At 66.1% G+C, this 21,167-nt stretch carries 21 protein-coding genes; 5 read left to right on the top strand and 16 right to left on the bottom strand.

Annotated features, from left to right (window positions below):
• Nucleotides 1-28: 28 nt before the first annotated feature.
• Complete coding sequence (locus tag VVR41_RS00465; RefSeq protein WP_368523152.1) at nt 29-220, top strand: hypothetical protein; 192 nt, start codon at nt 29-31, stop codon at nt 218-220.
• Here the strand turns inward: VVR41_RS00465 and rpsO are convergent.
• From rpsO to VVR41_RS00450, 3 genes are all read right to left on the bottom strand, one after another.
• Nucleotides 217-486, bottom strand: coding sequence for a 30S ribosomal protein S15 (gene rpsO, locus VVR41_RS00460; protein ID WP_368523151.1), 270 nt, complete (start codon nt 484-486; stop codon nt 217-219). The genes VVR41_RS00465 and rpsO overlap by 4 nt on opposite strands.
• Nucleotides 487-628: 142 nt before the next feature.
• Nucleotides 629-1,591 (bottom strand): nucleoside hydrolase, encoded by a 963-nt coding sequence (locus VVR41_RS00455; protein ID WP_368523150.1) that lies wholly within the window; start codon nt 1,589-1,591, stop codon nt 629-631.
• A 30-nt stretch (nt 1,592-1,621) separates the two neighbouring features.
• Complete coding sequence (locus VVR41_RS00450; protein ID WP_368523149.1) at nt 1,622-2,599, bottom strand: bifunctional riboflavin kinase/FAD synthetase; 978 nt, start codon at nt 2,597-2,599, stop codon at nt 1,622-1,624.
• A gap of 31 nt (nt 2,600-2,630) precedes the next feature.
• Here VVR41_RS00450 and truB point away from each other — a divergent pair, with 31 nt between their 5' ends.
• A complete protein-coding gene (truB, locus tag VVR41_RS00445; protein WP_368523148.1) occupies nt 2,631-3,533 on the top strand; it encodes a tRNA pseudouridine(55) synthase TruB in 903 nt (300 codons plus the stop codon).
• A 19-nt stretch (nt 3,534-3,552) separates the two neighbouring features.
• Here truB and VVR41_RS00440 read toward each other — a convergent pair whose 3' ends face one another.
• The 9 genes from VVR41_RS00440 to rimP form a co-directional block, all read right to left on the bottom strand.
• Complete coding sequence (locus tag VVR41_RS00440; protein WP_368523147.1) at nt 3,553-4,236, bottom strand: 4'-phosphopantetheinyl transferase; 684 nt, start codon at nt 4,234-4,236, stop codon at nt 3,553-3,555.
• Entirely contained in the window at nt 4,233-5,033 is an 801-nt protein-coding gene (locus VVR41_RS00435; protein WP_321101843.1) for a metallophosphoesterase, read from the bottom strand. The genes VVR41_RS00440 and VVR41_RS00435 overlap by 4 nt, the downstream gene beginning before the upstream one ends.
• A 77-nt stretch (nt 5,034-5,110) precedes the next feature.
• Complete coding sequence (locus tag VVR41_RS00430) at nt 5,111-6,406, bottom strand: MATE family efflux transporter (protein ID WP_321101845.1); 1,296 nt, start codon at nt 6,404-6,406, stop codon at nt 5,111-5,113.
• The gene (locus tag VVR41_RS00425) at nt 6,406-7,404 is read right to left on the bottom strand and encodes a bifunctional oligoribonuclease/PAP phosphatase NrnA (protein WP_368523146.1); all 999 of its coding nucleotides are present in this window, start codon (nt 7,402-7,404) and stop codon (nt 6,406-6,408) included. The genes VVR41_RS00430 and VVR41_RS00425 overlap by 1 nt, the downstream gene beginning before the upstream one ends.
• Nucleotides 7,404-7,838 carry a 30S ribosome-binding factor RbfA gene (rbfA, locus tag VVR41_RS00420; protein WP_321101849.1) on the bottom strand — a complete coding sequence of 145 codons (435 nt, stop codon included), beginning with the start codon at nt 7,836-7,838 and terminating at the stop codon, nt 7,404-7,406. The genes VVR41_RS00425 and rbfA overlap by 1 nt, the downstream gene beginning before the upstream one ends.
• Nucleotides 7,839-7,994: 156 nt before the next feature.
• A complete protein-coding gene (infB, locus tag VVR41_RS00415) occupies nt 7,995-10,877 on the bottom strand; it encodes a translation initiation factor IF-2 (RefSeq protein WP_368523145.1) in 2,883 nt (960 codons plus the stop codon).
• A 128-nt stretch (nt 10,878-11,005) separates the two neighbouring features.
• Nucleotides 11,006-11,308, bottom strand: a complete 303-nt coding sequence (locus tag VVR41_RS00410; RefSeq protein WP_321101853.1) for a YlxR family protein — start codon at nt 11,306-11,308, stop codon at nt 11,006-11,008.
• 187 nt (nt 11,309-11,495) lie between these two features.
• The gene (gene nusA / locus VVR41_RS00405) at nt 11,496-12,494 is read right to left on the bottom strand and encodes a transcription termination factor NusA (RefSeq protein WP_321101855.1); all 999 of its coding nucleotides are present in this window, start codon (nt 12,492-12,494) and stop codon (nt 11,496-11,498) included.
• Complete coding sequence (gene rimP / locus VVR41_RS00400) at nt 12,491-13,042, bottom strand: ribosome maturation factor RimP (protein ID WP_368523144.1); 552 nt, start codon at nt 13,040-13,042, stop codon at nt 12,491-12,493. Before rimP ends, nusA begins: the two co-directional genes overlap by 4 nt.
• A gap of 31 nt (nt 13,043-13,073) precedes the next feature.
• On the opposite strand from rimP, the gene VVR41_RS00395 reads away from it, so the two are divergent.
• On the top strand, nt 13,074-13,895 hold the full coding sequence (locus VVR41_RS00395; RefSeq protein WP_368523143.1) for a hypothetical protein: 822 nt from the start codon (nt 13,074-13,076) through the stop codon (nt 13,893-13,895).
• A 47-nt stretch (nt 13,896-13,942) separates the two neighbouring features.
• Nucleotides 13,943-15,859 (top strand): MMPL family transporter, encoded by a 1,917-nt coding sequence (locus tag VVR41_RS00390; RefSeq protein WP_368523142.1) that lies wholly within the window; start codon nt 13,943-13,945, stop codon nt 15,857-15,859.
• Here the strand turns inward: VVR41_RS00390 and VVR41_RS00385 are convergent.
• Nucleotides 15,849-17,624, bottom strand: a complete 1,776-nt coding sequence (locus VVR41_RS00385) for a proline--tRNA ligase (protein ID WP_368523141.1) — start codon at nt 17,622-17,624, stop codon at nt 15,849-15,851. The genes VVR41_RS00390 and VVR41_RS00385 overlap by 11 nt on opposite strands.
• Nucleotides 17,625-17,654: 30 nt before the next feature.
• Here VVR41_RS00385 and VVR41_RS00380 point away from each other — a divergent pair, with 30 nt between their 5' ends.
• Nucleotides 17,655-18,365, top strand: coding sequence for a peroxide stress protein YaaA (locus VVR41_RS00380; RefSeq protein WP_368523140.1), 711 nt, complete (start codon nt 17,655-17,657; stop codon nt 18,363-18,365).
• Here VVR41_RS00380 and VVR41_RS00375 read toward each other — a convergent pair.
• The 3 genes from VVR41_RS00375 to cobA all read right to left on the bottom strand — a co-directional run bounded on the left by VVR41_RS00375 (nt 18,344) and on the right by cobA (nt 21,138).
• On the bottom strand, nt 18,344-19,240 hold the full coding sequence (locus tag VVR41_RS00375) for a DUF559 domain-containing protein (RefSeq protein WP_368523139.1): 897 nt from the start codon (nt 19,238-19,240) through the stop codon (nt 18,344-18,346). The two genes, VVR41_RS00380 and VVR41_RS00375, sit on opposite strands and share 22 nt — an antisense overlap.
• Before the next feature lie 217 nt (nt 19,241-19,457).
• Entirely contained in the window at nt 19,458-20,414 is a 957-nt protein-coding gene (locus VVR41_RS00370) for a class I SAM-dependent methyltransferase (protein ID WP_368523138.1), read from the bottom strand.
• The gene (gene cobA / locus VVR41_RS00365) at nt 20,401-21,138 is read right to left on the bottom strand and encodes a uroporphyrinogen-III C-methyltransferase (protein ID WP_368523137.1); all 738 of its coding nucleotides are present in this window, start codon (nt 21,136-21,138) and stop codon (nt 20,401-20,403) included. The genes VVR41_RS00370 and cobA overlap by 14 nt, the downstream gene beginning before the upstream one ends.
• Between the last annotated feature and the right edge of the window lie 29 nt (nt 21,139-21,167).

Here is a 21,167-nt window from a genome sequence, read left to right as displayed (position 1 = left end):
CGATGCCGCCTCTGTTTCTACGTTTCGCATGTGTGCACAAGCATCGTACCAGCTCTTCTTCGCGTTTGCCCATGTCGCGGGAGTCCTCGCTTTTCGACGCCTCCCCGTTGGCATCCCGGATCACGACCACATGCGCCTCGGGAGTTCACCGACCGCAGCACGCAAAAACGCCGCCCACCTGCGGTGGACGGCGATGAGTGCGGTGCTCGCGAGCGACTAGCGGCGCAGGCCGAGGCGTGCGATCAGGTCGCGGTAGCGCTCGACGTTGTTCTCGCGCAGGTACTTCAGCAGACCGCGGCGGCGACCAACGAGCAGCAGCAGGCCACGACGGGAGTGGTGGTCGTGCTTGTGCATCTTCAGGTGCTCGGTCAGGGTGTTGATGCGCTCGGTCAGCAGCGCAACCTGAGCCTCGGGGGAACCGGTGTCGGTCTCGTGGAGGCCAAAGCTCTTGAGGATCTCGGTCTTCTTCTCAGTGGTCAGTGCCATGAGTTTCTCCTTGTATTTCAGTCCGCATGTCATTGCGTCTCAACGAGGACCAAACTGCTGCGAACCACAGTCATCTTCACGGTCTCGAGACGAGGCACAACAGTACCCGACTGCGGGCGACTTCCAAAAACCGTGCGCGGATTCAGCGCTGGGTATCCCTCGCCGCTACCGCCGTGACTCGGCGCATGAACACACTATGGAAGTGGGTCGCGTCCACCGCCACCGCCGCTCGCGTCGTACGGGAGTCGTCGTTGAGTCTGGTTTCGTCACCGATGGTGCGCCCCCGCGTCGGCTCGTCCAGGTCGACTTTGAGAGCAACGTCCAGGAAGGTGCACAGCCCAGGATCGAGCGCAACCGCCACGGCAAGCGGGTCGTGGAGGCCGCAACCGCCGAGGTGGGGAGAAAGCTGCGCGTAGGCGTCGATGTAGTGATTCGTCGCGGCGGAGAGCGCGTCGCCGCCGCGGGTACCCAGCCGCTGCCACTGCGCGGTTTCGGCGCGGGTGAGCAGGGTCCGCAGCGTCACGTCGAGCCCAACCATGGTGACGTTGGCGGCCCGGCGCAGCACGAGGTTAGCCGCCTCCGGGTCTTGGTGGATATTCGCCTCCGACCACGGCGTGACATTGCCGGGCACCGTTAGCGCCCCGCCCATAAAGACGATCTGAGCGTTTGCGGCAAAGTCCGCTGATGCCTCGACCGCCGCAGCAATCGTGGTCAAGGGACCGGTGGGGACAATAACGAGTTCCGCGCCGTAACGCGCGTGCGAGTCGAGCAGAAACTCCACCGCGCCCAGTGGTTCCGTACCGCGGCGCGCCTCGAGGAGAGTGACCTCGCCGAGGCCGTTGCGCCCGTGAATCAGAGCGGAAACCTCGCTCACCGCGAAGCGGTCGGCGGCTCGCGCGTGGCCGGGCCCACAGTAAACGGGCACGTCAGTGCGGCCGAAGAGTTCCAGCAGAGCCAGCGTGTTGTGCGCGCTCGTGGCAACGTCAACGTTGCCGTACGTTGCCGTAACCCCGATCAGCTCAGCGTCTGGGCTGCCGAGCGCGAAAGCCAAGGCAAGGGCGTCGTCGATACCCGTGTCGAGGTCGAGAATGAGCTTGCGCGCCACCGCCGTCACCCCCTCGGGCGCTCGGCCGCGCTACGCATCGACGCCAAGGATGCGACGGGTGGTGGCGACGTCGCGCGACATGTGGTCAAGCAACTCGTCGACCGAGTCGAACTTCACCATGTCGCGGACCTTGCCCACGAATTCGACCCGGGCTTGCCTGCCATACAGGTTGGCCTCACGGTCAAGGACGAAGGATTCCACGCTACGGCGGTGGTCGCCGAACGTCGGGTTCGTGCCCACCGAAATCGCCGCCGGGTAACGCACGCCGGGCTCCATGTTTCCGTCGATCGCAGCTTCATCAACGACTGTGAACCACCCGGCGTACACGCCGTCCGCAGGCAGCGCATTGATGTCGGCAACGTACTGGTTCGCCGTGGGATAGCCCAGTTCACGGCCGCCGCGGCCCGCGCCGTGCTCAATCGGAGCGGTAACCGCGAAGTTGCGTCCCATGAACTCGCGCGCGGCGTCAATGTCTCCCTGGGAGAGCTGCTCGCGGATGGCGGTGGAGCAGATGCGCACCCCGCCGTCGTCAAGCAAGCCCACCACCGTGACCCCGATTCCGAGCTTGGCCCCGAGCTCCTGCATTGTCGCGGCAGTACCGGCGGCGTCGCGGCCGAAGGTGAAGTTCTCCCCCACGACGACGTGGCGCGCGCGCAAGCGGCCAACGAGCGTGTCCTCGACATAGGAAGCAGGGCTTACCCCCGCCAGCTCGTGGCGAAAATCCACCACGACAAGGTGGTCTACGCCGAGCGCCTCGATCTGCTGCGCCCGCTCCTCCAGACTGAGCAACGCGTCCGGGGCACGATCCGGGGCAAAGACAGCGACCGGGTGGGGATCAAAGGTGAGCACCACACTCGGAATGCCCGCCTGCCTCGCCTCATCGACCGCACGGCCGATGAGAAGCTGGTGGCCCCTGTGCACCCCGTCGAATACGCCGATGGTCACCACCGTTCCGTTCGGCTGCCCGAACGACGCTGGCACCGCGTCCAGACCACGCAAAATATCCACGACCGCCAGACTACGGCATAGTCTTGTCCTTATGACCGATCCCCTCTCCTCCTCCGGAATCGTCGTTGTGGACAAGCCCGCGGGCATGACTAGCCACGACGTCGTCGCGCGCCTGCGACGTATCTTCCGCACACGCAAGGTCGGGCACGCGGGCACACTCGACCCGATGGCCACCGGCGTGCTCGTCGCCGGCATCGAGCGCGGCACCAAGTTGCTGGCGCACCTCGTCGCGGAGGACAAAGTGTATTCCACGACGATCCGCTTAGGTGCTTCCACCTCCACTGACGACGCCGAGGGAGACGTCGTCGATACAGCCGGGGCCGATCAGGTCGCGGCGTTGACCGAGGAGCGGGTGCGGTTAGGCGTCGATAAGCTCACGGGCCCGATCATGCAGGTGCCGTCGAGCGTGTCCGCGATCAAGATCGACGGCAAGCGCGCGCACGAACGCGTCCGCGCCGGCGAGGACGTGGAGATCCCCGCGCGTCCTGTCACCATCCATTCCTTCGACATCCTGGAGATTCGCCAAGAACCTGAGTTTTGGGACATCGACGCGCGCGTGCATTGCTCGACCGGGACGTACATCCGCTCGCTCGCACGCGACCTCGGCGCGGACCTCGGCGTGGGCGGCCACCTCACCGCCCTGCGCCGCGAAACCGTCGGCGACTTCACGCTTGACGACGCCCACCCGCTCACAACACTGGAGGACTCCCCTGCGCTCAGCCTCACTCTCGACGAGGCGCTGAGCCGCGCATGGCCAGTGCTCGAGGTAACCGCCGAGGAATACGACGCGCTGTCGTTGGGCAAATGGCTCGAGCCGCGCGGCCTGAAAGGCGTCCACGCCGCAGTCGGACCAGACGGGCGCGCGGTCGCGCTGGTCAAAGAACAGGGCAAGCGCTTGGCGACGGTATTCGTCGCCCGCCCGTCGACCCTCTAGCGGCCCGACGCTTCACTCCTTAGCGCTTGAACCGTGCCGCCTGGGCCTGCGTCACGAAGGCCGAGGTGAGGATGTAGCCGCCGCGCTCCATCCAGCGCCCCTCGAAAAATGGGATCGGCGTTGGGCGGGCAAGAATGTAGACGATGAACGTCCCATCTTCGCGCAGGTCAACCTCCGCCTCGTGGAAGTCAATAAAACGCCTGGTCATCGGGAACCAGCACTTGTAGGTCGCCTCCTTCGCACAGAAGATCAGGCGGTTCGCCCAGTCCATGCCGCGCTCACGCATGCGCTCCACCGCAACGCGCTCGCGCTCCCTCATGATCTGGCCGATAACGTCGCCGGGCAATGGCTGTGCGGGCTCCGCATCGACCCCGATCGACACGACATGATCTGTCGAGACCGCAACGGCCGCCCGGAACCCCTCGGTGTGGGTTAGTGAGCCCGTGTACCCAGACGGCCACAGCGGCATCCCGCGATCGCCGCGCAAGATGGCCTCTTGGTCGCTGACTCCGAGTTCTTTAAGCGCCTGATGCGCGCACCACCGGGCATCACCGAACTCACCCTTACGCACGTCGAAAGCGCGGCTGACAATTTCTTGCTCCCGCGGGTCGAGGTCACGGTAGTTTGTCAGGTCCCTGTCGTCGTCAGTACGGACGTAGACGAACCGGGCTTGCGGTGGGAAGAGATCGTGGAAGTACCTCATTTTTCCACCTCCATGACCGGGTAGGGCCACGGTTGCGACCAGTTGGCTCCGTTCCACTCGCGCGGGTATCCGAGGGAGACCTCAATGTGCTCGATGCCGTCGACGACGGTGATCCCCGGCATGTGCAGGTGGCCGAAAATCACGGCCTGTGCGTTGTATCGCTGCGGCCATCCGCGGGTGTGCCGGGTACCGCACCACAACGCGACCTCCGACCAGCGCATCCGCATGATCGGTTCCTGTACCAGCGGCCAGTGGTTGATCAGGATCGTGGGGCCGTCGATACGCGAGAGGCGCTTCGTCGTGTACGCCAGCCGGTCCCAGCACCACGCTCTGACATCGACGAACGGGGCGATGGCGACCTCATCGGTCATCATGATGTTCTTCTCGCGCGCGGCGGCAATCGCCTCATCGACTGTCATCCCCGGGCCGCGGAACGAGTAGTCATACAGGGTAAACAGCGGGGCGACCGTCACTCCGCCAAACACCGGGTACGGATCCTCCGGCGTAACTACCCCCAACTCCCGCAAGCCCTGCACCAACGCGGCGTACTTCTCCCGGCCGCGGAAACGGTCCGCCGAGCGAGAGAACAACTCGTGGTTGCCGGGCACCCAAATCACGGTGTCGAACCGCTCCACTAGCTGCGCCATGACGCGCACGATGAGATCGTTTTTCTCTGCGACATCGCCAGCCACAATGAGCCAGTCCGAGGGGTCGGATGGCTGAATCGAGTCGATTCTTGGGCCGTTCGCCTTGACGGCAGCATGCAAGTCAGAGACGGCCCACAACGTGGTGGTCATGACCTCATTGCTACCACACCGCCGCGACACGGCACGCCTGCGGGGGTCGGCCCTGCTGGCAGCACTCACATGGGAGGCTACGAGCTGCCGACACGCGCCCACTTCTGCGAGCGGAACCTCGCGACAACTCCGACAAGGCGCATGAGGACGGACAGGAGGTGGCCTACCCACAAGCCCGCAAGCCCCCAGCCGAACAAAAGCGACGCGACAACCAGCGGCAAAAACCCAAGGACAATGGAGGCCGCAGTGAGGTTGCGCAAAAACGCCGCGTCTCCCGCCCCCAACAAAACACCGTCGAGGGCGAAGACCACTCCCCCCGCTACGATCATGGCGATCAGGAGCCACCACGGCACCGCCAGCGCGGCGAACACGGAGTCATCCGAGGTAAACAGGGCCGCGATACCGGTGCGGAAAACCGCGAAGATGATCGCGAGAACAAGCGAGAACGCGACCGAGAACTTCACCACCTGCAACCCAACGGCGCGGGCTTGCTCCGTCTGCACCCGTCCAAGAGCGGAACCGGTGAGCGTTTGCGCAGCGATCGCCAGCGAATCGAGCACCAACGACAGGAAGTTCCACAGCTGCAGCAGAATCTGGTGCGCGGCAAGAGCCGCCACGCCGAAGCGTCCGGCGGTCGCCGCGGCGGCCAGGAAGGAGATCTGGAAGGACAACGACCGCAGGATGAGGTCGCGGCCGAGCACCAGTTGCTTGGCGATAACGCGCGGTCGCGGCAGCCACGAACCAACGTGGGTGCGCGCCAGGACGAAGAGGAAAAGGCTGGCCGTAATCCCCATCCCGAAGACGTTGGACATGGCGGAACCCACCAACCCGTACCTGGCAACGAGAAACGGCAGCGCCACCGCGCCCGGGATGAGGCCGCACAGTGTGAGCACTAAGGGAAGTCGCGTGTTCTGGATCCCGCGCAGCCATCCGTTTCCCGCCATGATGAGAAGCGTCAGCGGGATGGCCAACGCGGCCACTCGCATCCACTCGGCGGCCGCGTGGGCCGTGGTGGCGTCGTTAGTTAATGCGTAAGCGACGCGAAACCCGAGCACCCACACCGCGGCTGCGAGCAGGAATCCGACGACCACCGCCACCCAGGACGCCTGCACGCCCTCTGCGACGGCCTCGTCGCGCCGTCCGGCGCCGAACAAGCGCGACGCACGCGCGGTTGTCCCGTACGACAGAAAGGTCAGCTGCGTGGTCACCGTGGACTGCACTGCCGTGCCCGCCGCCAACGCCGCGAGCTGTTCGGTGCCGAGCCGGCCAACAACCGCCGTATCGAGGAGAAGGTAGAGCGGGTTTGCGGCGAGCACCCCAAGTGCCGGCAGGGCAAGAGCCAGAATGCGCCGCGTTGATACGTCGGCAGCCATCAGATTGCGCGCAGCAGCCTGTCCACGACGTCGGCCCGCGTGCCAACAGCACTAAATCCCGCAGCCGGGACGTGGCCTCCTCCGCCGAGCCGCTCGGCGATACGCGAAACATCGACGGAGCTCGAGCGCAGGGAGACATTCCAGAACTCCGACTCCACCTGCTTCAGCACGACTCCGATGTCGCTGCCCTGCAGCGTGCGGGCGCGGTCGATCACGGCTTCCACCGTGGTCTGACCCATCGCGGCGAGGTTGTCGACCGTAATGGTCAGCACGCTCACGTTCAATCCTGCGACGTCGAAACACTGGAGGCCGCCGTAGACCTCTCCAAGCACTTGGAGGTCTGTGACACTCATCGAATCCATCAGGTTCATCGCGATGCCACGTGTGTCGAGGTCGTACTCAAGCAACTCGGCGGCCAGGTGGTGCATGCGAGAGGTGCCCCAACGGAAATTGCCGGTGTCAGTGACGAGGCCCGCGTACAGGCATCGCGCGATATCCGTGTCAAGGTCCACGTCCATGTAGCGAAGGACCTCACGGACCATCGTCGTCGTCGACTCCGATCCGAGGATGAGGTTGAAAACGCCGAAACCCGGGTTCGTCGCGTGGTGGTCGATGACGACAACCGAGTCGTGCCGGCGCTGCAACTCATCCTGGAACTCCCCAGTCCTGTCGAGGGACGCGCAGTCCACCGTGACGGTCAGGTCCGTCGCCGGAAGCTCACCGCCGTAGGTGACGTCCTCCACGCCAGGAATCGTGTCCAGGTTGTCCGGGTGAGTCTCTGTCTGGCCCACAAAAGCGTTGGCCGCGATCCCCGCCTTGCGCAGACCGAGCACGAGGCCGCATGCGGACCCAATCGCATCTGCATCGGGGCGCACGTGGGTAACGACGTTGACTGTTCGCGCTGCCCTTAGCCGACGCGCGACCTCGGTGAACTCGGCTACAGCGTCGGGGAACAACAGCGGAAGCGCTGCTGCGCCGCTATTTTCACGGGCGCTCACTACTCATCCATTCCCTTGTACGGATTACCCTCGCCCGCGGGAGTCGCATTCTCGCGCAGGCGCGCGAGCTCCGCGTCCCGCTCGCGAGCACGGTTGAGCAGCTCTTCCATGCGAGCGGACGCCTCGGGGACAGTGTCTTGCTCAAAGGCGAGCGTCGGAGTGAAGCGCACCCCCAGCTCGTCGCCGACGATCTTGCGCAGCTGACCGCGGGCGCGGTTGAGCGCCTCCGCCGCCTGCTCGTAGTCGGGCTCCTCGTCGATCTCTCGGCCCCGCGTCGTGTAATAGACGGTGGCGTCATGCAGGTCGCCGGTCACACGCACGTCGGTAATAGTGACAAGCTCCAGCCGGCGGTCCTTGACCTGGCGTTCGATTGCGCTGGCCACGATCTCCTGGATTCGCTTAGCCAGTCGTTGTGCGCGAGGGTTCTCAGACATCGGACGCTCCTTTCGGGGGCGGTACGGTACCCAGATATCCTACCGCGCTGTCTAGACCCTGCGCCTGCACGGGTCACACACGACGACGCCCCGCCTCCTCCGCCGAGCGTTGCGCTCGAAGCGGTGGGACGCGGGGCGTCGACCGGGAACTGCCGCTTAGGAGCGCGGCACCTCGACCATCTCGTAGACCTGGACGATGTCGTCGACCTGGATGTCCGGGTAAGACAGCACCATGCCGCACTCGTAGCCCTTGTCTACCTCGGTGACGTCGTCCTTCTCGCGGCGCAGCGACTGAATCGTCGCATCCGGGGTGACAACGTTGCCATCGCGCACCAGACGGCACTTCGCGTTGCGGCGAACCTTGCCCTCGGTGACCATGCAACCAGCGATGAGGCCGACAGCCGAAGCCTTGAAGATCTGGCGGATTTCGGCTGCGCCGACCTCCTTCTCCTCGTAGATCGGCTTGAGCATGCCCTTGAGCGCGTTCTCGACGTCATCGATGACCTGGTAGATCACCGAGTAGTAGCGAATCTCCACGCCTTCGCTGTTGGCTTCCTCAGTCGCCTTGCCCTCAGCGCGGACGTTGAACGCCACGATGACGGCGTCGGACGCTGCGGCCAGGCTGACGTTGGTCTGGGTCACCGCGCCGACACCGCGGTCGATGATGTTGACCTCGACCTCGTCGTCGACGTCCAGCTTGAGCAGCGCTTCCTCGAGGGCTTCCACCGAACCGGCGTTGTCGCCCTTGAGGATGAGGTTGAGCTGGCTCGTCTCCTTGAGTGCCTGGTCCAGGTTCTCCAGGGAGACGCGCTTCTTCTTGCGGGCCTGCATGGCAGAACGCATGCGGGCGTCGCGCTGCGCGGCAATCTGGCGTGCCACGCGGTCATCCTCGACCACGAGCAGGTTGTCACCCGGGCCCGGGACACCGTTGAGGCCCTGAACCTGGACCGGACGCGACGGGCCGGCTTCCTCGACGTCCTGGCCCCACTCGTCGACCATGCGGCGGACGCGACCGTAGTTGCCGCCCACAACGATGGAATCACCGACGCGGAGGGTACCGCGCTGGACGATAACGGTCGAGACAGGTCCGCGGCCACGGTCGAGGTGCGACTCAATCGCAACACCCTGAGCATCCATGTCCGGGTTAGCGCGCAGGTCGAGGGCTGCGTCGGCGGTCAACAGGACCGCCTCAAGCAAGTCGTCGATACCCGTGCCTTCCTTGGCGGAGATATTGATGAACATCGTGTCGCCGCCGTACTCCTCGGGCACGAGGCCGTACTCGGTCAGCTGGCCGCGGATCTTGTCCGGCTGCGCGTTCGGCTTATCCACCTTGTTCACCGCAACCACGATGGGCAGCTGCGCCGCCTTAGCGTGGTTGATGGCCTCGACCGTCTGCGGCATGACGCCGTCGTCGGCGGCGACAACCAGGATCGCAAGGTCCGTGGACTTCGCACCACGGGCACGCATGGCGGTGAACGCCTCGTGACCCGGGGTATCCAGGAACGTGATCTGGCGCGGCTCGTCCTCCAGGGTGACGGTGGTCTGGTACGCACCGATGCCCTGGGTGATGCCACCGGCCTCGCCGGAACCAACGTTGGCGCGGCGCACCGAGTCGAGCAGTCGGGTCTTACCGTGGTCGACGTGACCCATGACAGAGACCACCGGCGGGCGGTGCGCAAGGTCGTCATCGTCGCCCTCGTCCTCACCGAATTGCAGGTCGAAGGACTCAAGCAGCTCGCGGTCCTCGTCCTCCGGGGACACGATCTGTACCTCGTAGTTGATCTCGGCACCCAGCAGCTGCAGCGTTTCCTCGGAGACAGACTGCGTTGCGGTCACCATCTCGCCCAAGTTGAACAGCGCCTGAACGAGGTTGGAGGCGTCGGTGCCGATCTTCTCCGCAAAGTCGGTCAGAGTGGCACCCTGACGCAGGCGAACGGTCTTGCCGCCGCCGTCGGGCAGGCGAACGCCGCCGACGACGTTCGGTGCGTGCATCTCCTCGTACTCGTGGCGCTTCTGGCGCTTCGACTTACGTCCGCGACCCGGAGCTCCACCGGGGCGACCGAATGCACCTGCGGTACCGCCGCGACGTCCGCCGCGACCACGGAAGCCACCGCCACCGGGACCGCCAGCACCGGGACCACCCGGGCCGCGTCCGCGTCCGCCACCCTGGCCGCCACCGCGACCGCGGCTGCCTGCGGCAGCCTTTGCGGGCATCTGCGCCGGGTTCGGAGCCATGTCACCGGGGGTTGCACCCGGACGACGGCCGCCGCCGGGACGTGGGCCGGGCCGCTGGCCCTGACCGCCACGCTCGCCGCCCGGACGCGGTGCTCCCGCACCAGCACCGGCTCCACGACCGCGCCCCGGTGCACCACCGGGGGCGCCAGCGCCACCGCGTCCGCCACCCGGTCGGGGTGCCGGGCGCGCTCCGCCAGCGTTGGACGAGAACGGGTTGTTGGCCACGCGCGGGCGTCCGCCGGGTTTCGGCATCGGACGCGGCATGGCACCCGGGGTCGGGCCACCCTCGCTGCTGCCCTGCTTCGGAGCGGGCGCGGCGGGCTTCGCAGCCTGTGCAGGCTTCGGAGCGGCAGGCTTGTTCGGCTTCGGCGCGCCCGGCTTGGGCGACGCTACAGCCTTGTCAGCAGCCTTGTCAGCTGCCTTGTTGGCGTTGCCCGCAGGCGCTGCCTGCGCCGGGGTCGGCGCGGCAGGAGCAGGCTTGTCTGCGCCAGGCTTCCCAGCGCTAGCCGTGGCAGCTCCAGGCTTGGGTGCTCCCGGCTTCGCGGCAGCCTTCGGCTTCGCCGCCGGGCGGGCGGCCCCCGGCTTCGGTGCGCCACTCGGGGCGGCCGCGGCGTCCTTGGAGTCGCCGGCAGCGTCGCCGGAGTCCTCCCCGTAGAACGCCTTCATTTTCTTCACCACGGGGGGTTCGATGGTGGACGATGCGGTTTTGACGAACTCGCCTTGCTCCTTGAGCGTGGCGAGCAGTTCCTTACTTGTTACGCCGAGCTGTTTTGCCAGTTCGTGAACGCGTAGCTTTCCGGGCACGTGTCTCCTCTAGTTGGTTGCTAGGAGCCAGCGAGCCCGGTTAAGGCTACTGACCCCTAGACGTTGGCAGTGACTTTCATCGCTGATGCTGCTTCATGGTTGCGTACTCATCAGTGTTCGGTCTTCCTTCATTCTTTTGGGTCTCCCGCGTGTTCCGCGAGGTACGTCCGTACTTGACCTACATCCGCCGAAGCGGACATGCGGAGGGCGCGCGCGAATGCGCGTCGCTTTTCCGCCAGCTCGAACGCCTCCCACGTGGGGGTTATCCAGGCTCCCCTGCCAGGAAGCGACCGGTTCGGGTCCGGGACTATGCGTCCCGGCTGCTCCGGGTCCTGAACGAGGCGCAGCAGCTGCGAGTCATGGAAAACCGCGCGGGTGGCAATGCACGTGCGGAGTCGGATCTGCCGATCCCGCGTCGCGCACAGTTCCATCCAGGTCCTCTCTGGGCGAAGTGCAGATAGCACTTCTGCCTCGTTTATCACTCACGGCGACCGCACACCTAGGGGCCCGTTGAGACCCCTACGTGGTCAGCGTCAATTAAGCCGTGGTTAACCTTACGCCACTTCGGCGCATTTTTGTACTTCCCCTCAGCAGCGCAAGGACCTGGCTGCGGCAGTCTTACTCCGCCGCGTCCGAGTGGATGTCGATCTTCCAGCCGGTGAGGCGCGCTGCCAAGCGGGCGTTCTGGCCCTCCTTGCCGATGGCAAGGGAGAGCTGGTAGTCGGGCACTGTCACGCGTGCAGTCTGCTCTTCGGCGTCGAGCACCTCGACGCGAACGACCTTGGACGGCGCCAGGGAGTTGCCGACGTACTTGGCCGGATCGTCCGAGTAATCGATGATGTCGATCTTCTCGCCGCCGAGCTCCTCCATGACCGTGCTGACGCGAGCGCCGCGCGGGCCGATGCACGCGCCCTTCGCGTTGACGCCCTTGACCTTGCCCGTGACCGCAACCTTGGAGCGATGGCCTGCTTCGCGGGCGATGGAGACAATCTCCACGGTTCCGTCCGCGACCTCAGGCACCTCCAGCGCGAACAGACCGCGCACAAGTTCCGGGTGGGTACGCGACAGGTTGACCGAGACGTTGCGCTCGCCCTTGTTCACGCCGACGACATACGCCTTGATTCGATCGCCGTGGGAAAGGCGCTCACCCGGAATCTGCTCTGCAGGAAGCAGGATGCCGTCCTGCGGGTCCTGCTCGGTACCGAGCTGGACCACGATGATCCCGCGGGATTCCGCGGACGCGTCGCGCTGGACGATGCCGGAAACAACCGTGCCTTCCAGCTCGGAGTACTCGGTGAACACGCGGCCGGCGTCGCGCTCGCGCAGGCGACGCATGATGCCGTCGCGCACGGCGTGGGAGCCGATGCGGGAGAAGTTGACCGGAGTGACGTCCTTCTCAGCCACGACTTCGCCGTCCTCGTTGAAGGTGGCCAGCATGACCGAGACCTCGCCGGTATCGTCAATGTCAATCCGCGCCTTCTGGTCCGGCTGCACCGGGGTTTCGCGGTGTTCCTGGTACGCGAACAGCAGAGCACCTGCAATGGTGGTCAGCATGTCGTTGACGCTGATTCCGTGCTGCTTCTCGATCGCCTCGAGAGCTCCCAGATCGATATTCACTTGTCTTCCTCTCCATTAGAGGCCACCTCACGGGCCTCTTCAAACGTCATGTTCGCCAGCCGGGACTCAGTCTCCGGCGGGTTGTTGAATTCCACTTCTACCACCGCGTGGGGAAGATCGGAAACCACCTCGATCGTGACCCGAGGATCCTTGGCTCCGGCCTCGACGAGCACGACGTGAGTCTCGGTCTCATTCAAAGCGCCGACGCGCACCGTCCGCCCCCCCATCACGACGAGTCGACCGTGGTTGCGGCGCCAATGGCGCGGCTGAGTCAGCGGCAGGCCCACACCCGGGGTGGTGACCTCGAGGGTGTAGCCGGCCCCGAAGTTGAGTTCACCGGCGTCTTCTTTGGCGTCGAAAAGCTCGCCGATCTCCTGCGACATCACCTCGAGTTCATCCAGCGTCGGCCGCGAATCCGAGTCAAGGGCTACCACAACCTGTGATTTCTTCCCAGCCTTGGTCGTGGACACATTCTCTACGTCCATCCCCCGTGCTCCCGCAAGGGGCCGGATGAGTTCGGTCAGGGTCTCTACTGCGGGAAATGCCATGGTGACCAGCATATCGTGTACGGTTTTCGGCGTGAAGATCGTGCCCCTAGCGATGGTCCCGCTGTGTCTGTTTGTCTCGTCCTGCTCGGTCATGGACGTTCTCGGGCCACGGCCAAACGCCGAGATCGTGGGCCTCGCACGCCAGGCTGAGGCGGATGCACTGTCGCTCGGCGGGGCGTCCGAGGCCGCCGGGCTCCGCTCGAGGCAGGCGGCGGACTTGTGGGCCGAGGTTGCCCGCTTGTGCGGCGTCGACGCCGCGGGAGCCCCGCCGAGCTCCTGTGTTGTCGTGCGGGGGCCGGGTGACGCGATGGGAGCTTCGGAGCCCTCCGACATGTCCGTCGCGCTGCGCGACACCGTGGCCGCCGACATCTCGTCGGTACCCGAGGAGTCCACCGACCTTGTGGTTTCCCAAGCTGTCGATGCTGCGGCCCTTGTCCCCGTCGACCCGCCACAGGCTCGCGTCGACGACTCCGGCGACCTCACCGCCGCGCGTGCGATGCTCGAACAGGAGTACTCCTACGATTACGCCCTCGGCTTGGCTTTGTCGGTCGCGGGTCCGGAGCTTGCAGCGCGCATCGGGAACTTTCGGGAGGCGGGCGCCGACCGGCGGGAGTACCTCTCCCAGCTGCTCGCGCCATCCGGCCCTGTGCCCGTTCCCGCCGCCGGGTACGAATTCACCGATGCGGATCGGGAGGCCACGCCCGAAACCGCGCAGCAGCTTGTTGACGACCTCAACGGGCAGTTGGTGAGTGCGTGGAGACGAACAGCGGCAGACGCCCAGTCGACGAGATGGTCGAGCGCGTCGATATCACTCGCCGCTTCTGCCCAACGGGCGTCGTTGTCATCTATCTGACCTCCAGTTAGGGTGAGGGGAATCTCGCTCTACTGAAAGGTCCTGCTGTGAGCGCCGCTTTCGCCCGCGTCCTGCGCTGGTTTTCCCTCGCCTGTCTGGCCGTGGGAGTATTCCTCATCTCTCTCGGCCCAGTCGAGGCGGAGCAGACGTCCACGGCGATGCTGCCCGACGGGTTCGACTCCACCGACGTCGCCGCCGAACGCGTCCTGGAAGACGACACCTCGCCCGACGCGCTGGTCTTCTTCTCCGGTGTGAACCCTGAGTCGCTGGTCCCGCTGCGGGACAAGGCCACGGAGCTCGGCGGCCCGCTCATTCCGAACGGTGACGTGAGCGCCGCGATCGTTCCGGTTGACACGGACGCAGTGGACCTGGCCGGCAATGTCACAGCCATTCAAGACCTTCGCTCCACAGCGAGCGACGGTCTTCCCCCCGGGGTCACAGCACAGGTGACCGGTCCCGCGGCAATCAACGCCGACCTGTCACAGGTCTTTTCCGGGGCCAACACCACACTGCTCGCCGTGACAGCCCTCATTGTGGCCGTTCTGCTTGTGGTCACGTACCGGTCGCCGGTTCTTTGGGCGTTCCCGCTTCTCGTCATCGGTGTCGCGGACCGCCTCGTCGCCGTCGCCTACACGTGGTTTCTGGATGCCCTGGGCATGGCGTGGAACGAGTCCACCGGGGGCATTCTCTCGGTCCTCGTATTCGGCGCGGGGACCAATTACGCGTTCCTGCTCATCTCCCGCTACCGCGACGAGCTGACGCACCGGGAGGATCGCTTCGAGGCCATGGGTCGCGCCTGGGCGCCAACCGTCACAGCCATCGCCGCCTCTGCTCTCACTGTCGTCGTGGGCGTGCTCTATCTGCTCCTGTCACAGACGCCCACCACGCGCGCGCTCGGTGTTGCAGCTGCGTTCGGGGTGATCGTGGCGCTGTTTTTCGGCGCGGTGGTCCTGCCCGGCATCCTGGTCCTATTCGGGCGATGGGTATTCTGGCCCGCCATGCCGAAGCCCGGTGAGTCACGAAAGCATCGTGTCTTCGACCGCGTGGGCGCCGCCGTCAGGACGAAACCCGCGGCGATTCTCGCTGCCAGCTTGGTCGTCCTCGGGACGATGAGCCTGGGCTCCCTCCAGATTACGACGGGTCTGACCCAAGCTGACCAGTTTCTCGACACCCCCGAGTCCATTCGCGCCGCCGAAGAGCTTTCCGACGCCTTCCCGGAGACTTCCGCCACCCCGGCTATCATTCGCACGCCCGACCGCGTCGCGGCCACCGACGTACTGGAGGAAGCGGGCTTTTCGGTCACCGATTCCGCGGGGCACCTGCGCGTTTCGGGTGGAAGCACGGATGAGATCCGCACCGCCCTCTCAGGTGTGGAGGCGAAAGTCGGCGGGCCCGACGCCGAGCTCGTTGACACGGAAGAGGCCGCGCGGGAGGATCGCACGACAATTTTTCCGCTGGTTCTGCTGCTTGTCCTCCTCAGCCTGATCGTCATACTGCGATCCGTGGTCGCACCACTGGTCATGACCGCCTCCGTCCTTCTGACCAATGTGGCGGCTCTGGGCCTCGGGTGGTGGGTCTCCAGCCAGATTTTCGGCTTCGAGCGCTTCGATTCGGCGACCCCGCTCTACGCGTTTGTGTTCCTCGTTGCGCTCGGCATCGACTACACGATTTTCCTCGTGACGCGCGCCCGCGAAGAAGCGCACCTCCATGGCACGTCAGAGGCGATTCTTCGGTCACTGTCGTCGACAGGCGGCGTCATCACCTCGGCGGGCATTCTCCTGGCGGCGGTGTTCGCCGCTCTCGGCGTCCTGCCACTGGTGGTACTGGCGCAGGTGGGCATCGTCATCTGCCTCGGTGTGCTGCTCGACACCCTCGTCGTGCGCACATTTGTCGTTCCGGCCGCCGTCCAGCTGCTCGGCGAGAGGTTCTGGTGGCCGGCCCGGGGCCGCGACCTCAGCCGATGAGCTCGCGCAGCTTCTGCACAATCTCCCCTGCGGGGACCTCGAGGGTTTCCCCGCCGCGGATACGCAGCTCCACGATGCCGTCGGCGAACGAGCGGCCGAGGATGACCACATACGGCATACCGAGCAGCTCAGCATCCTTGAACTTCACTCCCGGGGAGACCTTGGGGCGGTCGTCGAAAAGCACTTCGAGGCCCGCCGCGTCGAGGTCGCTAACCAGCTGGACTCCGGCCTCCATCGCCGCGGCGTCCTTGTTCGCCACGGCGACGTGGACCTGGTACGGCGCGATCTCAACCGGCCAAACCAGGCCCTTGTCGTCGTGACGCTGCTCCGCCACGACCGCCATCATGCGGGAGACACCGATGCCGTAGGAACCCATCGTGGGCAGGGCGCGTTTGCCGTTCTCGTCGAGAATCTGCACGTCGAGGGCCTCAGTGTACTTGCGGCCGAGCTGGAAGATATGGCCGAGCTCGATGCCGCGGGCGAGCTCCAGGGTGCCGTTGCCGTTGGGGGCAGGGTCGCCGGGGCGGATCTCCGCTGCCTCGATGAAGCCGTCCACCTCGAAGTCCCGGCCGGCGACGAGGCCGAAGACGTGGACCTCGGGGGCGTCGGCCCCGGTGATCCAGGTCGTGCCTGCCACCACGCGCGGATCCGCGTAGACGGTCACGCCGTTGGCGTTGAGAGCGCGCGGGCCGATGTAGCCCTTGACTAGGAAGGGGTTCTTGGCAAAGTCTTCCTCGCTGGCCAGCTCGTACGTTGCGGGCTCGAGCGACGCCTCGAGACGCTTAGCGTCGAGTTCACGGTCGCCCGGGATCAACACAGCAGTCAGCTGCGGGCCGACCGGGTTTCCGTTGTCGTCGACCTGGCGCGGGTCGGTGACCTTGATCATCATGCACTTCAAGGTGTCGGCCGCAGTGACGGGCGACCCGTCGATCGTGATGCCGGCTTCGTTGGCGCGGTCGACGAGGGCCTCGATCGTCTCCGAGTTCGGGGTGGGGTGCTCCACTGCCTCGGGCAGGCCGTCGACGGGGCGCGCCTCGGGAACCGCGGTGGCAACGGCCTCGACGTTGGCTGCGAAGTCACCGGCGGTGGAGATGACGAAGGTGTCCTCACCGTTTTCGGAGTAGGCCAGGAACTCCTCGGAGGCCGAGCCGCCCATCGCACCGGAAGTCGCCTTACAGATCTCGTAGCGGATGCCCACGCGGTCAAAAATGCGCTGGTAGGCGGCGCGGTGGTTCGCGTAGGACTGGGCGAGGCCCTCGTCGGTCATGTCGAAGGAGTAGGAATCCTTCATGACGAACTCGCGCCCGCGCAGGATGCCGGCGCGAGGGCGCGCCTCGTCGCGGTACTTCGTCTGGATCTGGTACAGCGTGACCGGGAAGTCCTTGTACGAGGAGTACAGGTCCTTGACCGCCGCGGTGAACATCTCCTCGTGCGTCGGGCCGAGCAGCATGTCGGCGCCCTTGCGGTCCTTGAGGCGGAACAGGTCGTCGCCGTACTCGGTCCAGCGGTTGGTCACCTCGTAGGGCTCGCGGGGAAGCAGCGCCGGGAAGAGCAGCTCCTGGGCACCCATCCGGTCCATCTCTTCGCGCACGACGCCTTCGATCTTGCGCAGGGTGCGCAGGCCGAGCGGCAGCCAGGAGTACACACCCGGCGCGGCGCGGCGGACATAACCCGCGCGGACGAGGAGCTTGTGGCTCGGCACCTCCGCGTCGGCGGGATCTTCGCGCAACGTGCGCAGGAACAGCTCGGAAAGGCGTGTAATCATGCCGGATAGTCTAGCGCTAGGGTGTGTGCCATGCTCATCCTCCTCCCACCCTCCGAGACGAAGGCGCCAGGCGGCCAGCCCGGCGAGATGTCGGTGTCGTTTCCCGCCCTCGATCCGGTGCGCCGCACCATCACCGACGACCTCGCGGCACTGGGTGTGGACGAGATGATGGCCGCGCTCAAGCTCCCCGCGTCCAAACGCGCGGAGGCAGAGGAGAACCTCTCGCTTCGCGACGCCCCAGTCATGCCCGCCATCTCCCGCTACACGGGCGTGCTTTACGACGCCCTTCGTCCCGACACCCTGCCCTCGGTAGCCGTCGAGAAGCTCGCCATCGGCTCCGCGCTGTTCGGGGTCGTTCGCGCAGGAGACCTGGTCCCGCGCTACCGGCTCTCCGGCGGCTCCAAGCTTCCCGCCCGGGACGGGTCGGTGCCGACGATGCGGGCGCGCTGGGGGGCGTCGATAAGCGAGGTGCTCGCCGGCCAAGGCTTCATCGTCGACATGCGCTCCGGGGCGTACCACACCCTCGGGCCGGTGCCCGGCGCGGTGACGGTGCGGGTCGAGACCGAAGTCGACGGGGCGCGCAAGGTGGTCAGCCACTTCAACAAGCACTACAAGGGAGAGCTGGCGCGCGCCCTGGCGCTCGGACCCGAGTGCGCCTCGGTGGAGGAAGTCGCCGACGCGGCTTTGGCGGCCGGTTTCGTCGTGGAGGTGTCGGGGACTCAGCTGACCCTGGTGGTGTAGAGGGCGGCTGCGACTTCGTCGATGAACTTTGCCGGGTCGGCGAGCAGGTCTCTCGGGCGGTAGCGCATAATCTTGTAGCCCTGGTTCTCGATGCGTTTCTTCCTGTCGTTTTCACGCTTGATCACCTCGGCGGTGTCCGTCACGTACTTACTGTCGCCGTCGATCTCAATAAGCAGCCACCCCTCGATGGCCAGGTCCGCCCGGTAGGTGCCGACCCGCCACTGCGACTGCGGGTCGAAGCCCGCCTCGATAAGCAGCGCGCGGGCCAGGGACTCGAACGGCGACTCCGAGAGCTCAGTTGCGTGGCGGAGACACCGCCGGACCGTCCGCACACCTTTGAACCGGCCCATGCGGCGGACCTCTAGTTCGATGTCCCGAATGTCTTGGCCCGAGCGCAGCAGCCAGTCAAAGGCGATCAGTCCCTCTGCAAAACCGTGGAGGCGGGCGATATCGATGGCGGTCCGGGTCAGCCGGGTAGCCCGGTAGCCGTCCGCTTCGTACGTCTCGGTTGGGCATAAGTTGAGGTGGTACGTCCGGTACCCGGGGTTGTTGCGCACGCTCGGGCCGATTCCCGACCCTGGCATGGCCAGTTCCACCTTCTCGTCCGTCAGTGCCACCACCCACATTCCACCCACGCGCGCGGCCGACCTGCCAATTAGCGCCGTCTTTGTGTTATTCCTTCCAGCCGCGCAGGCGAGCAGGAACCGCCGGTCGTGGCGCGGCAGTGTCTCCCACTGGTGGGTCGGGTAGTACAGCTGCGGTGACAGCTGGGTGTGTGCCTGGGCTCCTATGTGCCGGGCGCGGTCGTAGGTGAGCTGGCGGGTGTCGATGATCCTGGCGAGAAGCTCGGCCCGTCTCGCCCGTTCGCGGGCCATTTCCACCTGGTTTCTCCGATCGATCCCCATGTCGGGTTAGACGGGCACCGGGGTGGTTCGGTTCCCGCGCGGTCGCTGGGGTTTCCGTTGCTTGTCGGGGTGGTTCGCGCAAACCCCGACTCTCAGACGCCGACTTATCGACGTCGGGCTTCACGGCGAGGACGGTGCTTGCGAAGTGTCGGGGTTTGGGAGTCGGGGTTTAGGCGTTGGAGGAGAATCAGCGAGCCCGCAGCACCGTATAGCGCCGGTCCCGGGCCACCTCCTCAACCGAGTGGAAGCGCTGCCCCACCTCGCCGCGGTAGCGCAGGTGCGAGTTGTGGACGAGGTAGAGGGTGCCGCCGGGGGCGAGGAGGCGGCGTGCGGCGTCGAGAAGCCCGGTGACCAGGGTGGCGTCGACAGTTGTGCCCTCGTGGAACGGGGGGTTGAGCGCGATGGTGTCAAAAGATCCGTCGGCGAAGCGTGACCCGGCGTCGTCCCACGTCGCAGTCAGGCCGATGGCACGGGCGGACAGCACCGCGTCGGCGGAGGAGTCCGTGGCGGTGACGGCGCCAGGCAGTCCGCGGGAGACCGACCCGTTGCCGCAGCCCAAGTCCAGGAACCTGCCCACGTCCTCCGGCAGAGCGGAGCGCAGCAGCTCCCCGCCGTGATCCGGCCGCGCCCCGGAGAACACCCCGCCAATGGCGACGAGCTCGGCGCCACGGACTGGCTCGTAGGCCACGTCCTTCGGCCCCTGCGCCACCAGGCAGCGGAACTTGCCCCGGCCCCGAGAGGCGGCGACGGAGGCGAAAGAAGCGCCAAGCACGGTGTTCATCGAGCGGGCCAGGTGCTTGTTGTTCGCACCGAGCACGAGGCGCGCCTCCGCAAATCCGGCACCCGCGATCGAGCGGGCGAGGTAGTCAAGCCGACCCAGGGACTTCGGCATCTCCCCCACCGCCACCGCACACCCGGTGGAACCGGCGAGGTAATCGTCCAGGCGCGTATCACCGGCGACGTCGGCGCCGAGCGCGGCAGCGCTTCGGCAGCGCGCGTAATCGGCATCGAGCACGACCACGCGGGTGCCGGTCTTCACGGCGGCGCGGGTCAGATCGCCGGTCGGGTCTTCACAGATCAGGATCGTGTCAGCACCTGCGGCAAGGTCCGCGGTGTCGAGAATCAACGCATCAAGCGAGCGCACAGCCAGCCACCTCTCCAATGACGTAGACCGCGGGTGCGGCAACGGAGTTGTCGTTCATGACGGCAGCGAGCGAGCCCAGGGTCGTGCGGAACTCGCGCTGGCGCGGGGTCTCGCCGTCCTGGATGACGGCTGCTGGGGTGGATGGGGGGAGGTGGGCGTCGAGAAGCGTTTGCGTGATGGCACCCACGTTGCGCACCCCCATGATCACCACGATCGTGCCGCCGACCCGGGCGAGCGCGCCCCAGTCTGTCAGCGACTTCGGGTGGCCGGGCGGCAGATGGCCGGAGACCACCGTAAATGAGTGGATCACACCCCGCTGCGTTACTGGGATCCCCGCCGCAGCCGGCACGGACACCGCACTTGTCACACCGGGAACGACCGTGCAGGTCAGGCCCGCGCGGGCGCACGCCTGCGCTTCCTCGAAGCCGCGCCCGAAGACGTACGGGTCTCCGCCTTTGAGCCGGACCACCTCGCTACCGGCGAGCGCGTGCTCCACGATGAGCTCGTTGATCCGCTCCTGTGCGACCTGCTTGCCGTAGGGCAGCTTGGAGACGTCGACGATCTCTTTTCCAGAGACATCAATGAACTCGTGCAGCTGCGCGGACGGGCCGAGGTGGTCGGTGAGGATCACGTCGGCTTTCTCAAGCGCACGCAAGCCCCGGATGGTGATGAGGTCCCAGTCCCCTGGTCCCCCGCCGACGAGCGTAACCGTGCCGTGAGTCATGACAATCAAGTCTAGGGTGGCGGCATGGA

Source organism: Corynebacterium sp. LK2510, assembly GCF_040946405.1.
GTDB lineage: Bacteria > Actinomycetota > Actinomycetes > Mycobacteriales > Mycobacteriaceae > Corynebacterium.
The sequence above is the reverse complement of the archived record's forward strand: the minus strand, read 5'-3'. Positions and strand labels throughout refer to the sequence as shown.